Annotated in this window: 14 protein-coding genes and 1 pseudogene; 7 read left to right on the top strand and 8 right to left on the bottom strand. The window is 72.1% G+C overall.

Annotated elements, in window-relative coordinates:
* Window positions 1–29: 29 nt before the first annotated feature.
* Window positions 30–404, bottom strand: coding sequence for a hypothetical protein (locus AB0M03_RS33235; protein ID WP_363498604.1), 375 nt, complete (start codon window positions 402–404; stop codon window positions 30–32).
* Between the two features lie 1,297 nt (window positions 405–1,701).
* Between AB0M03_RS33235 and AB0M03_RS33230 the strand changes: the two genes are divergently transcribed.
* On the top strand, window positions 1,702–2,412 hold the full coding sequence (locus tag AB0M03_RS33230) for a CBS domain-containing protein (protein WP_363498601.1): 711 nt from the start codon (window positions 1,702–1,704) through the stop codon (window positions 2,410–2,412).
* Window positions 2,354–3,829 carry an AAA family ATPase gene (locus AB0M03_RS33225; RefSeq protein ID WP_363498598.1) on the top strand — a complete coding sequence of 492 codons (1,476 nt, stop codon included), beginning with the start codon at window positions 2,354–2,356 and terminating at the stop codon, window positions 3,827–3,829. Before AB0M03_RS33230 ends, AB0M03_RS33225 begins: the two co-directional genes overlap by 59 nt.
* Here the strand turns inward: AB0M03_RS33225 and AB0M03_RS33220 are convergent.
* Window positions 3,817–4,182: a hypothetical protein gene (locus AB0M03_RS33220; RefSeq protein WP_363498595.1), complete on the bottom strand. Its 366-nt coding sequence runs from the start codon at window positions 4,180–4,182 to the stop codon at window positions 3,817–3,819. The genes AB0M03_RS33225 and AB0M03_RS33220 overlap by 13 nt on opposite strands.
* Before the next feature lie 135 nt (window positions 4,183–4,317).
* On the opposite strand from AB0M03_RS33220, the gene AB0M03_RS33215 reads away from it, so the two are divergent.
* The 3 genes from AB0M03_RS33215 to AB0M03_RS33205 all read left to right on the top strand — a co-directional run bounded on the left by AB0M03_RS33215 (window position 4,318) and on the right by AB0M03_RS33205 (window position 6,250).
* Entirely contained in the window at window positions 4,318–5,163 is an 846-nt protein-coding gene (locus tag AB0M03_RS33215; protein ID WP_363498592.1) for a slipin family protein, read from the top strand.
* Window positions 5,160–5,441 (top strand): dsRBD fold-containing protein, encoded by a 282-nt coding sequence (locus tag AB0M03_RS33210; protein WP_363498590.1) that lies wholly within the window; start codon window positions 5,160–5,162, stop codon window positions 5,439–5,441. Before AB0M03_RS33215 ends, AB0M03_RS33210 begins: the two co-directional genes overlap by 4 nt.
* Before the next feature lie 146 nt (window positions 5,442–5,587).
* Window positions 5,588–6,250, top strand: a complete 663-nt coding sequence (locus AB0M03_RS33205) for a pyridoxamine 5'-phosphate oxidase family protein (protein WP_363498587.1) — start codon at window positions 5,588–5,590, stop codon at window positions 6,248–6,250.
* Between the two features lie 73 nt (window positions 6,251–6,323).
* Here AB0M03_RS33205 and AB0M03_RS33200 read toward each other — a convergent pair.
* Both AB0M03_RS33200 and AB0M03_RS33195 read right to left on the bottom strand, forming a co-directional pair.
* Window positions 6,324–6,674: pseudogene (locus tag AB0M03_RS33200) on the bottom strand (phosphoribosyltransferase); the annotation flags it as partial.
* 102 nt (window positions 6,675–6,776) lie between these two features.
* Entirely contained in the window at window positions 6,777–7,304 is a 528-nt protein-coding gene (locus AB0M03_RS33195) for a CBS domain-containing protein (protein WP_363498584.1), read from the bottom strand.
* 857 nt (window positions 7,305–8,161) lie between these two features.
* Between AB0M03_RS33195 and AB0M03_RS33190 the strand changes: the two genes are divergently transcribed.
* A complete protein-coding gene (locus AB0M03_RS33190; protein WP_363498581.1) occupies window positions 8,162–8,290 on the top strand; it encodes a hypothetical protein in 129 nt (42 codons plus the stop codon).
* A gap of 235 nt (window positions 8,291–8,525) precedes the next feature.
* Here the strand turns inward: AB0M03_RS33190 and AB0M03_RS33185 are convergent, their stop codons facing one another.
* The 4 genes from AB0M03_RS33185 to AB0M03_RS33170 all read right to left on the bottom strand — a co-directional run bounded on the left by AB0M03_RS33185 (window position 8,526) and on the right by AB0M03_RS33170 (window position 11,553).
* Entirely contained in the window at window positions 8,526–9,164 is a 639-nt protein-coding gene (locus AB0M03_RS33185) for a methyltransferase domain-containing protein (protein WP_363498578.1), read from the bottom strand.
* A gap of 25 nt (window positions 9,165–9,189) precedes the next feature.
* The gene (locus AB0M03_RS33180; protein ID WP_363498613.1) at window positions 9,190–9,660 is read right to left on the bottom strand and encodes an archease; all 471 of its coding nucleotides are present in this window, start codon (window positions 9,658–9,660) and stop codon (window positions 9,190–9,192) included.
* A 420-nt stretch (window positions 9,661–10,080) separates the two neighbouring features.
* Entirely contained in the window at window positions 10,081–10,791 is a 711-nt protein-coding gene (locus tag AB0M03_RS33175) for a pyridoxamine 5'-phosphate oxidase family protein (RefSeq protein ID WP_363498575.1), read from the bottom strand.
* A gap of 339 nt (window positions 10,792–11,130) precedes the next feature.
* Window positions 11,131–11,553: an Hsp20/alpha crystallin family protein gene (locus tag AB0M03_RS33170; protein ID WP_363498572.1), complete on the bottom strand. Its 423-nt coding sequence runs from the start codon at window positions 11,551–11,553 to the stop codon at window positions 11,131–11,133.
* Window positions 11,554–12,294: 741 nt separating this feature from the next.
* On the opposite strand from AB0M03_RS33170, the gene AB0M03_RS33165 reads away from it, so the two are divergent.
* Window positions 12,295–13,422, top strand: a complete 1,128-nt coding sequence (locus AB0M03_RS33165) for a Vms1/Ankzf1 family peptidyl-tRNA hydrolase (protein WP_363498569.1) — start codon at window positions 12,295–12,297, stop codon at window positions 13,420–13,422.
* Window positions 13,423–13,430 lie beyond the last annotated feature (8 nt).

The following is a 13,430-nucleotide window of genomic DNA, read 5'->3' as shown; positions in this document are numbered from 1 at the left end:
AACCCCCGACGAGACCATCACGACAGCCCTTACCGCCTAGCCTGAAACCGGATCACCGAGTGGCCGTCGATACACCACTCCGGCGGACGTGACCCCTCCTCGAAGATCTGGGCCTGGAGCTCTGCCGTCGGGTCATCGTTTTCCACACACAGGAATCCCGAGCCGGCGCCTTCCTGCGTCTTGGGGCCCGGGTCCCGAAGAATGGACAAGACGCGAGCCTCCGCTCCCCCGTGCCAGGGTGCGACATGCGGCATCCAGCCACGCCCGTCCTGATCGCGCAAGGCGTCGACCATCTCGTTGATCGGGCAGACATGGGGGTCATAACGTCCCTTCTCCTGCTCCACTCGGAACGCCTCTTCACGCATCCGTCTTGCCATGCTTCCCCCAACACCGGTCAGCACCATCTCAGGGAACCCTAATGGGGCACGTCTGTCTGAGAAGTGATCCGTAAACCCGCCACGGGACTTGGGATCAGTAGGAGTGTCCGCGCCGGGCTGCACTGCTGATTCATCAAAATCATCCCGTGGCGGCTTTTGGGCTCACCTCGGCTGGACCCCGGGTACGGTGACAGCCCGATCCGGAAGGTGACTCCTGCCGTCGCAAAGGAGCCACCTTGATGGAGCCCCCGAAACGGCGCACATCCCGGGTCACGCCGGGATCTCTTCCCGGTCCGGCTTCAGCGCGCGCGTTCGGGGCCGCAAACTCGGCGCCCACCCTACTCAAGGGCGCCCCCGGGCTCAGGCAGCACGCGGCGCCGAGACAATCGGAGTTCGAACCCGTGGCTGCGCCCTCCCTCAGTCAAGGCGCGTCCGGTCGAGGTGGCGGCACACCAGATCCAGGGCTGGAGCAGGACACCACGAGTGTCCCCATCATGCGGCCCGTCGCGCAGCAGGTCCCGGGCCAGGGTGCGAACGGCCTCCAGAGCGGGCAGATCGGGGCAGTCGAGTTCGACGCCCCGCTGCCGTCCGTCGCGTTGGACCAGTGCAGCCACCGCGAGGATGGCGGCGGCCGTCGCCGGCCCCGCCGCCTCGGCCCGTCCTGGGCTCGCGTGGCCCGCTGGTGCGCGCTGGGCATCGTGTGCGGGCTTCGGATCCGGCGCCGATGGCCGGTGCGCCGCTCGAGAGCGGGGAGGTAGTCGGCGAGGAACGTCGCCAGTTCTCTCTCCTCCGGGACGACGGAGTCCGCCCAGACTTCGGCGATGTGGGGCAGGGCCGCAGTCCAGGTCATGTGGATGAAGCCGCAGTTCGCCGACAGATCCGCCATGCGGACCGCCGGCATGTCCGGGGTGATGTAGAGAAGGTCCACGCGCCGGTGCGGGTGGCGGTGGCCGGCGAGGGCGAGGTAGCGCTCGCACTGTCCGCGGGTGTGGCTGCCCGCTTCGGCCTTGAGCTCGATCAGCAGGATCCGGTCGTCCCACAACTCACTGGTGCGCGAGCTCCACCGTGAGCTCGCCGCTCTCGCCGATGAGCCGCCGGCCTGATCTCCCGATACAGAACACCGCCTGCGTGACGCAGAGAAGCCCGTCCCACCTGCACGAATGCCGCGCCGAAGTCGGTGCGTGCCTTCCAGGCCCACCCTGGTTAGCCCCGGGTTCATTCACCACCAGAAACCGCGTTCACCTCGGACCCCTACGGTCTGGTTCGCCGGAGAGCCGCCCGAGTCCCGGACCACACACACCCCAGCGATACGGCAGGCAACCGCATGCCCTGGGGCCGTGTCCACGAGAGGGACCACCGCCGGATCCTCCCGCACGCCCGGTACCGCGCGGAGGCCGAGACGGCCGAAACCCTCATGACGAGCCCGGTGGCCACCGCGCGCGCCGACTGGAGCCTGGTCGAGACCGCCCGGGTGATGCACCGCAGGAAACTCAAGCGGCTGCCCGTGGTCGACGAAGCAGGCCGGCTCACCGGCATCGTCTCCCGCAGCGACCTGCTCAGTCACTTCCTCAGGAAGGACGACGAGATCCGGGAGGAGATCGAACGGGACGTACTGCTGAACGCCCTGTGGCTCCCGGCGAACGCCGCGCGGGTGACGGTCGACGACGGCGTGGTCACCCTGAGCGGCACCGTCGAACGCAAGAGCCTCGTCCCCGTCATCGCGGCCATGTGCCGCTCCCTCGACGGCCTGGTCGCCGTCCGCCAGACGCTGGGCCACCAAGTCGACGACACCGTCCCCGGCACCACACCGCCCGCAGTGGCGGGAGCCGCCCTCGGCCCCCGCAACGCTGAGCAGAGCGCCCCGAACCGCTGCGGTCCGCCGACCGGGAAGCGGCAGGGCCGCCGCAGACGTCTACTGGATCTGACGGCCACCACCGAACCGGGGGAAGGGTCCGCGAGCAAGGGAGGGGTCCACCGTGGGATCTGCCGCCACCACCGTCGGCCGACCGGCGACGCTTTTCGACCGAGCGACTGAATGGGACGCCCTCGCCTCGTTCGCAACCGACCCGCGCCGGGGCCCGACTGTCGCTATGGTCACGGGACCACGCGGCCAGGGCAAGACCTTCCTGCTCCAGGAGCTGGCCAGGGCCACCGGCGGATTCCACTTCGCAGCCCAGGAGGCCGCCGAGGCGGAATCCCTGCGCCGGCTCGCCGACCTTTTCGCCCGCCACACCGGCGACAGCGCCCCGCCCCACTGGCAGGGTTGGCAGGACGCCCTGAATGCCCTGCTGGCCCTCGCGGCCGACCGGCCGCTGCCGATCGTCCTCGACGGCTTCCCCGAGCTCGTACGGCAGAGCCCCGCCCTGCCGGCCGCCGTCCACGACACCTGCCGCCGTCTGCGCGAGAACGGCACGCCGAACAGGGCCCGGGTACTGCTGTGCGGCAGCGACATGCCCGTCATGAACCGGCTGGCCGGCGGTGCGGCGGCGACCGCCGACTTCAGGCTCGAGGTGCCCCGCCTCGACCATTGGCAGGGCGCCCGTCTGTGGAACGTCCAGGACCCCCTGCTCGCTCTGCGCCTCGGCGCCGTCGTCGGAACGAGCCCTGCATTCCGCCACGACGCCGCCGGCGAGGACACCCCCGCGCACCCCGACGACTTCGACGCCTGGATCTGCCGGACCGTCCTCAATCCCCGGCTGCCCCTGTTCTGGCGGGCCGGCCACCTGATCGAAGTGGAACCGGACGGCTGGGACCGGGCGCTCGCCCACTCCACCGTGACCGCTCTCGTCGACGGCTGCTCGACACCGGGCGACATCGCCGACCGGCTGGCGCGCCCCGCCACCGAGATCCCGCACATCCTCACCCGCCTCGGCGACTGCGGCCTCGTCCAGGCCGTCCCGGACGCCTTCCGCCCGGGTGCGACGCGCTACCGCGTGGCCGAGCCGCTGCTCGCCTTCGACCACGCCGTCATCCGGCCCCACCGCAGCGAACTCGAACGCCAGGAAGCCGCCGAAGTATGGCGCACCGCCCGCCCGGCCTTCGAGTCGACCGTACTGGAACAGCACTTCGCCCAGGTCTGCCGCGAATGGGCGGTCGGCTTCGGGTCCCTTGACACCTTCGGCGCCGCCCCTGCCACGGCCGCACCCGGCTCCCTCCCGCCGGTCTCCGGGAAGGCGCCGCTGCGCGCCGACGTCGCCGTCCGGGGCCAGGCCCACGGCCGTCCGGGCCCCCTCTTGTCGGTCGGCCGCGCCAGCTGGCGCGAAGTCATGGATCTGCACCACCTCCGGGAGCTCCAGGAGTTGGTGGCCGCTCTCGCGGAACTCGGCGAGGACACCAGCCGGACCCGGCCCGCCCTGTACAGCGCCGCCGGATTCAGCCCGGACCTGCGTGCCGCCGAAGACCACGGCGAGCTGATCCTCGTCGACCCGCACCGCCTCTACTACGGGGTGTAGGACGGGACCCGGCAGGCGCACGACCAGGCGACCGGCGGCCGGAACGGCAGTGACGCCTCGGGCTGGACCTCGACCGGCGCTGCGACCATGTGCTCCGCTTCGCGTTCGAGTCCGCCGCCCTGCGCGCGGTACCGCTGCGGGGTGGTCCACGCCTGGCAGCCGCCGACGGGCAGCGATCCGGCCCCGGCGGTGACCGCGAGCCTCGGCAGGGAGCCGGTGACCGAGGCGATGCGCTGCTTCACCGGCGTGCTCAGGCCCTGGCGGGAGAAGCATCCCGACGTCGAGGTGGTGGCGTCACTGCTGCGAGGCTCGTCGAGGCCGCAGGCAGCACCGACCTCCTGATCGTCGGCCACCGCAGCCGGGCCGGGGTACGCGGCGCCCCCGAACCGCGTCCGACCGCCGCCTCGCGTAGGGCCGTGCGGCCCATGCACGACGTCGCGGCCTCGTCCACGCTGGAGGTACGGCTCCGGACGGAGAGGGTGGTTCGCATGCCGAACATGGGCGTCGCGATCGTGCGGCACTACGAGCGCGGAGTGGTGTTCCGCCTGGGCCGGCTGCGCGGGGTGCGCGACCCCGGGATCCGGTTCATGATCCCGCTGGCGGACCGGATGTCGAAGGTCACCCTGCGGACGGTGACCATGCCGATCCCGTCCCAGCAGGTCATCACCCGGGACAACGTCTCCATCGGTGTTGCGGCGGTCGCCTACTTCCGCCGGGTGGACCCGGTGAAGTCGATCGTGGAGATCGAGGACGTGGCCAGCGCTATCGGGCAGATCGCCCAGACCACTGTCCGCAACGTGGTCGGCCGCTCCCTCCTGGACCAAGTGCTCACCGACACCGAGACCCTCAATGAGCGGATCAAGGAGATCCTCGACGGCCTCACCCAGCAGTGGGGCGTCCTCGTCCTGGTGGTCGAGCTGAAGGACATCCAGCTCCCGCAGAGCATGCAGCGGGCGATGGCCAGACAGGCCGAGGCCGAACGCGAGAAGCGCGCCAAGATCATCGCAGCCGAGGGCGAGGCCCTCAGCGCCGGCCGCCTCGCCGAGGCCGCCGACGTCATCGCCGACCACCCGATCGCCCTGCAACTGCGCAACCTGCAGATCCTCGCCGAGATTTCAGCCGAGAAGAACTCCACCATCGTCTTCCCGGCCCAGTTCCTGGAGAGCGCCCGAGCACTCACCCGCTTCGTCGGCCAGGAGAGCCGGTCCGCGGCGAACACACGGGCGGTCACCGCGCCGACAGGCCCCGACGGCGGCCAGGTCCCGAAACCCGACTGGCCCGTCCCCGGGGACGAGGCCCTCACCGATCCCCTGAAAGGACAGGTCTGGACATGAACGACCGGACGACGAACACACCGATGCGCACCAAGACGTGGACCCTGCGCCTGGACCTCTTCGAGGAGGGCGACCTCACCCGGGTGCACGCCGTCCTCGACACCGGCGACAACCGGCTCGAGAGCCGCACCGACGCCCACCGCAACCCGCACGACCCCCCGGTGCCGGAGATCGGCGACGAATACGCGGCCGGACGCGCACTGGTCGACCTCGGGAACCAGCTGCTCCGCGCCGGCACGGCCGACGCCGACGCCAACGAACCACCGCTGGACAGCTGACCGCCAGGGCGCCCGTCCACCGACAGCGGCTCGTCCGCTCGCTGCGGCGGCGTCCGGCCCTCACGGAGGGAATGGTGCTCATGAAGCGCGCAGGCGGAAGGACCGACGATCCCCGCCCGCCCCGTCCCGGAGACATCGGCCGACGAGTGGCCCGGCGCAGACAACTGCTCGGTCTCAGCCGCAAGGACGTGGCCGACCGGGCGGGCATGGCACCGGGGTACGTGGACTACGTGGAGTCGTCGCCCAGCACCGTCGACGCCGTCGCCCTCACCCGGCTGGCAGCAGCACTCGGCACGTCCCCCGGGGAACTCCTGGGCGGCGCGCCGGATGTGCCGCCCAGCCGTGCCCCGTCGGCGGCCCAGCCCGTCCTGGAGGATCTGCCGGAGGAGGAATGCTGGGCGAAGCTGGCGCCCGGCGGGATCGGCCGGGTCGCCCTGTCGACCGGCGGCAGTCCCGTCGTGATGCCGGTCAACTACCGCATCCACGACGGCACCGTGGTCTACCGCACCGGCACCGGGAGCACCCCTGCGAGCGCCGCGGGCAACCAGGTCGCCTTCGAGGTGGACCACTTCGACGAGGCACTGCGCCGCGGATGGAGCGTCTTGGTCTCGGGCATGGCGGTCCGTGTCGACGACCCGGAGGCCGTCGAGCAGCTGATGCGACAGGGCGACCCGGACCCGTGGGCCGGGGGCGAACGCAACGTCTGGATCGGGATCGCGCCCTCCGTCGTCACCGGCCGGACCATCGGGCTGCCGTCGGTGGCGGCACCCATGGGCGGACCCGACCACCGAGGAAGGCGGGAGAAGTGACGGCCGCGGTCGGACACCACACCGTCGTCGAGGGCACTCTCACCCGCTGACCCGGCCGGTGCGTGTCCGGGTGTCAGGCTTCCGGGTGCGGAACGGGGAGTAGGTGGCCGGTGAACCACCGGGTGGCGAGGTTCGCCACTTCCTCCAGGGTTCCGGGTTCCTCGAACAGGTGGGTGGCGCCGGGGATGACGGTCAGTCGGTTCTCGCAGCGCAGTCGGGCACGGGCCTGCCGGTTGAGGTCGATCACCACGTCGTCGTGGCCTCCGACGATGAGCAGGGTGGGTGCGGTCACCGCCGACAGCCGCGGGCCGGCGAGGTCGGGTCGTCCGCCGCGCGAGACGACCGCCGCCGCCGGGGAGTCCGGCTCCGATGCCGCCCACAGCGCCGCGGCGGCTCCGGTGCTGGCACCGAAGTAGCCGACCGGCGGCGTCCTCGGCGGACAACCGCCCGCCACTCCGTCCGATCCCCGGGGCTACGACGGAAGCGGACGTGCCGCTGCAACTGCCGTCCCGTGCGGCGGGGCCCCTCACGGCACCCCGGTTCGTCGCTCCGGCCGGTGCGGCGGGAACCTGGGCAGCAGGAGACACGGCTGCTCCTGCGGGCCCTCGGGCGCAACCGTCCGACGGGCGGGCTGTCGGCCCGTGAACGCGGCGACCAGGTCACTGGCCGTCACCAGACCCACCAGCCGCCCCCGGTCACCGGTGACCACAAGTGCGTCGACGCCGGCCACGGTGAGGACCACCGCCGCGCGGTGCAGAGTGTCGCCGGGGTGGACCACGGCGGGGCGTCGGCCCTGCGGCAGATCGTTGACGGTCGTGCCCGACAACGCGGTGGCCGGTGCCGCGCAGGCGACTGCCAGGTCGGCCCGGTCCAGCAGTCCCGTGCAGCGGCCGTCCGCGCGTACGACCGGCAGGTGGCGGCGGCCCGACCGTTCCAGATGCTCCCACGCCGCCAGGACGCCTTCGTCCTCGGTCACGGCGTACAGCACGGTGCTCATCACCTCGGCGACCGGCCGTTCGTCGAACGGCACCTCGTCCTGCATCGGGGGTTCCATGGCATCTCCATCGATTCGTGGGGCTGGACGGGCGACCGGACTCACCGTTCGGCGGGCGGTCGGCGTTGCCTTCTCTGCGGTCCCTCCGTGCCCGGGTTCTCGTGCCTTCCGGCCCGTTCGCCCGATTCGCCGTCGCGGCCCGGCCCTGCCGCAACTCGGTCGGCAGCCTCGTCATCGAGCGCGGGATCGCCGTCCTGGCCGGGCTGGTCGTCCGCGCCCTGCGCCTCCTGGGTTGCCATGGGACCGGGCGGGCCGCGCAGAACCCAGGCCGGCGGTACGGCAAGCGCGGCACCCACGAGCGGGCCGACCAGGTGGATCCACAGCGACCCGCCGTGGCCGCCCATCGGCACGGGGCCAAACTGCGCGCCGGGTTCATCGAGGCACCGGTCGCCGCGCCCGCCCACAGCCCCGCGAGCGCAACACAGCCGCCGACACCGACCCCCGGCCGGGTGGCCCCCAGCCCTCCCGCCGTACCGAACAGTCCGCGCAGAATCCCAGCCGCCACCACGGCCCCCGCCACCTGCGCGACCAGGTAGGCGAGGACGCGCCGCCAGAGGGGCCCGGCAAGGTGAGGGGCCCGGCAAGGTGAACGGTCTCGACCCGAACCGCACCGGCTGCCAGGGGCCGGCCCGCCCGTGCGCTTTCGCAGCACACCGAGCGGGCCGATGAACGGAGCGGGCTCATGACAGCAAGAGAGGAAGGACTCTGTCCGCATCTCGCGGAACACGATTGCGCGGTGCGCGGACCCCAACCTGCCGCTACTCCGCGTCTCAACCCGGAGTCCTCCTCAATTCCATTGTCCCACTCCGGGCCGCCGAACGGAGCCGGCCGAAGGCACTCGACACCGAGCCCGTCGGATGCGACGTCGCCGTTTCCCCGACGGCGAGTTGCAGCCCGCCGTCGGCCATGTGCGGGGCGACGACGCGTACGTGGTCCGACCCGGCCCCGAGTTCGACAGATATCCGGTCGAGCTGATCCCCTCCTGATGCACGCCTGACGCATGCTCCACCGCGGCGAGGGGCCGATGGGCCGGAACCTGCTGGAAGCCCTCGACCGGCCGGGCCAGGACATCGAGGACGTCGGCCCGATGCTGAGGCCCGCGTCCGCCGGACGCCTGCGAGCCACCGTCGCGTGCGAGCTCGCTCCCGACAGGGCTCCGCCGGATGCGACGAGGGACGGTGACGCCGCAGGCCGTCGCACGACACGGGCCCACTCACCGAGTCACGGTGGGAAGCCGTACTCGCCGCGGAGGCGGACGAACCTCGCCGGGATGAGCACCCGCTCCCGCTCCAGCCCCGAAGCCGTCCGCCGGAAGGCCACGACATCCTCCCGGCCACCCGGCCCGATCGGTTGAACGAGACGGCCACCGGTCCGGAGCTGTTCGACGAGGAGCGGCGGAACACCCGGGTACGCGGCCGACACCAGGACCGCGTCATAGGGAGCACGCCCCGGTACGCCCCTGCTGCCGTCTCCGACGAGCAGCTCGACGTTGCGGACACCCAGCCGGTCGAGGTTCTCCCTCGCCTGCTCGACCAGGTCCGGCCACCATTCGATGCTGACGACGTCGGCGGCCAGGTACGCCACCATCGCCGTCTGAAAGCCGAGACCGGTGCCCACTTCGAGGACGTGCTCGTCACCGGAGAGAGCCAGGCCCCCGATCATCACCGCCGACAGCGACGGCTGCGTGGTCACCAGCCCGTGCGGAATCGGCACAGGCCTGTCCAGGTACGCGGATCCCGCCTGCTCGGCAGGAACGAATCCCGCGCGCGGGATCGCACGAATCGCGCCGAGCAGACGCTCGTCGCGGACACCGGCCGCGCGCACCGCGCGGACCAGGTCCTCCGGGGAAGCCGCGCTCATCCTCGCTCCCGCTCCGGACTCCGGATCAGCCCTTGACGACACCCAGTGGCACCAGGCGGGCCACGAGGCCGGCGCGCAGGTGGAGGTCGTGCAGTGAGACGGCCTTCGGCACCGCCCCGACCGGTTCGGCGGTGTCGGCGTCCGCCATCTGCAAGCGCACCGCCGCGCCGCGGACGTCACCGACATCGTGGATCGGACCCACCTGTGCGTCGAGCGGAATCTCCCCGTCCGTGTCCATCCGGTAGATGACCTCCTCCAGGACCGCCGCCAGCAGGTCTTCGCTGCTCCCCGCCGTGACCGTGCATTCCCGCTCCGCGACCGGTCGTGCCGCGGAGGTGTCGGCAAAGCTCGCGACCACCGCGCGTACGGCCTCACCGATGCACCCCTCGGCCGTCGGCGACCAGGCCTCCATCCGCAGGTCCGCCGTGCGCGGCACGGCCCGGTGGCCGCCGCCTGAGCGCTGCTGCCCGGTCACCGGCGACAGCTCTCCTCGCATCTCCCGTGCGGCCCGCATCTGCGATCGCAGGCCCTTACTCCTCCAGGCTCGACCCGCGCTCCCAGAGCGGGCAACCCCGTCCGGCTTGCCGCCGACACACGGCGGCAATGGCGGACACAGCTCGACAGCCTCTGACCCGCCCGGGCCGATCGGCATATTCAACACCCACCACATGACGAATCGTCAGATACTGGCGCCGTCAGGCAGGCCAAGAATGCATGGCGCAGTGGCCACGCCGGTGCGGTCTCCCTTCCCCGGCCAGCCGACGACCGCGCCGACAACGCCGAGTGCGCCGGCACCGAAGGTGGTGACGGCGTTCCCATCAGCCGTCGGCGACGCCACGCCCCAGGAAGCTGCGACGCCGACCGCAGCCACGTTCGCGAGGCGTCGTGTCGGGGTGGGCGCTTCCGCTCGGGACGGTCACGGGTCCGGGGCCGAGGCCGGCGTGTCGGCGATGCGGATCCGGCGGCCGGTGACGGAGGAGGGCTTGATCCGGACCCATAGGTCGTGTGCTCCGCCCGCCCAGGGGTCGGGGCTGCCGCGCCGGGTCAGGTGCTCGATGGCCTCCGGCTCGTCCAGAACCGTCGCGATGCCCTTCACGAGGACACTCCACCCGGTGCGCAGGGCCTCGTCGATGTGGTCGGCCTCGAAGGCGACCCGGCCGCCGACGGCCGCGGCCGGCGTGCTTTCCGCGGCGGTACGGTAGACCACCGTGCCGTCGAGGACCCGGAAGTTGACCGGAAGGACGACGGGGCCCTCCTCTGTCGACACGGCCACCCTGCCGATACCGCCCGGCGCGAGCCTCGACCAGCATTCCCAGGCCGGCAGCTCCTCCAGCACCGGATGTGCCGCAGCCGCCGCACGACCGGGCGGTATGTCCACTCCTCCGCCCAGCAACTCCCAGGCGGACGTACCGAGCGCGCCGGCCAGCCGCGTGAGGGGGACGACATCCGGTGGACCGGCCGACGACTCGACGTACTCCACGTATCCGACCGCCATGCTGGCCCGCTCGGCCACCTCCTCGCGGCTGAGCCCCAGTTGCTGTCTGCGCTCGGACACGCGCCGCCCGATGTCTCCGGGGTGCGCCAGTCTCGGCTTGACCGAGTCCTTGCCCGTGTTCTCCGTGGACATCTCTTCACTCCTCCGTCCGGGCAGCCGACGAGGGCCACGGACAGGTGGTCCCCAGGTGCGGAATCCGCCTTGTCCGCCCTCCCGGCCTGTGGGCGCCGGGCCGCTCCGCCGCCGACTGCGACATCACCGGTCTGAGCGGCGCTGCTGCTGACCGTGGCCTGCTCCTCTGCACGACGGCTCGCGCCGCCGCCGCTCTCAGGCCGGGACACACCACGACGGCATGACGGTCTCCGCCGTGGGGGGCATCCCAGACGGCGCCTGCCCCCGGCGGCTTCAGCTGAGAAACCGCAGAGCGACGAGGACGTCGGTACGCGCCCCGCACCGCGTCGACGCCCGTCCTCACCCCTCAGGGCCGCGCGCGATCTCGATCCGGCGGGCCTGCTTCTCGACCTCGCCGATCGGGGCCCTCACGGTCAGCACGCCCTTGTCGAAGGTCGCTGTGATGTCCTGCTCGTTCACACCCTCGGGCAGTCGGACACTGCGGGTGAAGGAGCCGTAGCGGAACTCCGAGCGCTGCTTCTCCTTCTTCTCCTCGGTGCGCTCCGCGTGGACGGTCAGCACGCCGCCCTCGACCGTGATCTCGACGTCCTTCGCGGGGTCGATCCCCGGAAGCTCGGCCCTGACCACGTACGCCCCGTCCTCCTCGGACTCCTCGACGCGGATCACGTGCTCGCCCATCCGCAGTTCGACGGGGAAGTCCTCGAACCACTCCGAGAACGGGGGCCACCAGTGCGAACGCCTGTGGAGCAACTCGCCGGCCATCCGAGACCTCCTCATTCGTCCGGGCATCTCCTTCCATCCTGCTGCCCGACCACGGCCACCGCGATCGGGGCAACCACCCGCCAGGGCAACCGCCTTAGACCGACCAGCTGACTCGCATGATGCGGTCGAGGACCGTACCGGGTCGGCCTGATGCCGACCGCCGGGTCGGCCGGACCCGGATCCACCCACTGCCGGGAGTGGCGCGTGCCAGAGCTGCGGTTTCGGCCGTGAGGCCGGAGGCGGCCTCGAAGGAGCCCGCGGGCCTCGCGGCCCGGCCGGCAGGGTTCTGTCCGGCCGTCTGCGGTATCGGTGTTCCGGGGGTCCTTGGCCGTCGCCGGTGACGGAGAGACCCACTCACTGCCGGTCCTCAGGGCGACCTCGACCGTCTTTGCGTATGCGTGGCGGGCCGCGTTGTCTGCACTGCGCGCAGCACGCGACGTGCCCCGTGATCGTGGTTCACACCGCCGCCGGCTGACCGCCGCCCGGTGCCGGCGATTGAGGCGGGTGGCCCCTGCAGGCGGGGCCTCCCGGCGGCCTGGCCGGGCGGACCGGCCCATCGCGGCCAGGAGCAGAACGAACTAGCGTCGATTGCAGGGCGGTGCGCCGATGGCCTGGAAACGCGCCGGGCCGGTACGACAGCTCGGCCGAACACGCTGGGCACTGCGGCCGGACCTCGCCCCAGGCTGTCACATCGGATCCCGAGCACCTCGGGAGCCTTCGTCCCGCCCGAGGAGGACTCGTATGACAACCGGAACCGAGATCGGCACCGAGGTCCTGCGCGAGCTGCTCGCCGTGCCCGGCCCGTTCCTGTCGGTCTACTTCGATCTCGACGCGCGCCCGGAGATGGGCCAGGACACCGAGGAGCGCTGGCAGGGACTGTGCCGCGGCCTCGCCGCGCAGGGGGCCGGGACCGGTGACCTGGGCGCGCTGACGCAGCACTTCCTGTCCTCACAGCCGGGATCCGGCGTGCTCGCGGCCTTCGCCGCAGGCGGCGAGGTGAGGCTCTCCGCCGTGCTGCCCGGCTGCGAGCACCGCGATCTCGCCATGGCCGGGCCACTGCCGCACCTGCTGCCGCTGCTCGCCTGGCGCCAGGACCGCCCCGCGCACGTCGTCGCCGTCGTCGACCGCACCGGCGCCGACCTCCGGCTCTACCCCGCCGGCGCCACCGAAGGAGTTCGCCGCACGGTCACCGGACCCGATGACGAGATCGAACGCAACCAGCCCGGCGGCACGTCCCAGATGCGCTACCAGCACCGCGCCGAGGACTCCTGGGAGCACAACGCCGCCAAGGTCGCCGAAGCCCTCGGCACCGCGCTGGCAGAAGTGGACGCGCACGACCTGATGCTGGCCGGTGACGTCCGCGCCCGCCAGTACCTCACCAAGCACCTGCCCGCCTGGGTCCGGAACAGCGTGTCGATCCGCCCGGTCAGCGGCAGCCGCAGCTCCGACGGCGCCTGGCCCCAGCGCATGGCCCAGGTCGACACCGAGACCTGCCGCGCCGGACGCGACGAGACCACGGCCCTGCTCCACCACTTCGCCGAGGAGCGCTCGCCGCGCGGACATGCAGTGGAAGGGATCACCGCGACCCTGCGTGCCCTCGGCGACGGACAACTGCGCACCCTCCTGGTGACCGACGACCCCGCCTCCCACCACACGGCCTGGTTCGGCCCGAAACCCACCGACATCGCCGACATCGGCACCGCCTTCGCAGCAGACGCCGGACCGCTGGTGGAAACGGGACTGGCCGACGCCGCTGTCCGAACCGCGCTCCTCACCGGAGCCGACATCCGCATCCTCACGCCCGGCACGCCCGGTGCTCCCGCCCAGGGCATCGGCGGACTGACCCGCTACCGCCGACACGCGCCGTGACCGGCACC

Source organism: Kitasatospora sp. NPDC051914 (assembly GCF_040680995.1).
In the GTDB taxonomy this organism is placed as follows: domain Bacteria; phylum Actinomycetota; class Actinomycetes; order Streptomycetales; family Streptomycetaceae; genus Kitasatospora.
The sequence above is the reverse complement of the archived record's forward strand: the minus strand, read 5'-3'. Positions and strand labels throughout refer to the sequence as shown.

Bases quoted from the DNA above. Each gene is read 5' to 3' on its own strand.
- AB0M03_RS33210 (WP_363498590.1), top strand. From the start codon at position 5,160: ATGAACGACCGGACGACGAACACACCGATGCGCACCAAGACGTGGACC.
- AB0M03_RS33185 (WP_363498578.1), bottom strand. From the start codon at position 9,164: ATGAGCGCGGCTTCCCCGGAGGACCTGGTCCGCGCGGTGCGCGCGGCC.
- AB0M03_RS33195 (WP_363498584.1), bottom strand. From the start codon at position 7,304: ATGGAACCCCCGATGCAGGACGAGGTGCCGTTCGACGAACGGCCGGTC.
- AB0M03_RS33165 (WP_363498569.1), top strand. From the start codon at position 12,295: ATGACAACCGGAACCGAGATCGGCACCGAGGTCCTGCGCGAGCTGCTC.
- AB0M03_RS33170 (WP_363498572.1), bottom strand. From the start codon at position 11,553: ATGGCCGGCGAGTTGCTCCACAGGCGTTCGCACTGGTGGCCCCCGTTC.
- AB0M03_RS33235 (WP_363498604.1), bottom strand. From the start codon at position 404: ATGGTGCTGACCGGTGTTGGGGGAAGCATGGCAAGACGGATGCGTGAA.
- AB0M03_RS33180 (WP_363498613.1), bottom strand. From the start codon at position 9,660: ATGCGAGGAGAGCTGTCGCCGGTGACCGGGCAGCAGCGCTCAGGCGGC.
- AB0M03_RS33190 (WP_363498581.1), top strand. From the start codon at position 8,162: ATGCGACGTCGCCGTTTCCCCGACGGCGAGTTGCAGCCCGCCGTCGGC.
- AB0M03_RS33230 (WP_363498601.1), top strand. From the start codon at position 1,702: ATGCCCTGGGGCCGTGTCCACGAGAGGGACCACCGCCGGATCCTCCCG.
- AB0M03_RS33215 (WP_363498592.1), top strand. From the start codon at position 4,318: ATGCCGAACATGGGCGTCGCGATCGTGCGGCACTACGAGCGCGGAGTG.
- AB0M03_RS33175 (WP_363498575.1), bottom strand. From the start codon at position 10,791: ATGTCCACGGAGAACACGGGCAAGGACTCGGTCAAGCCGAGACTGGCG.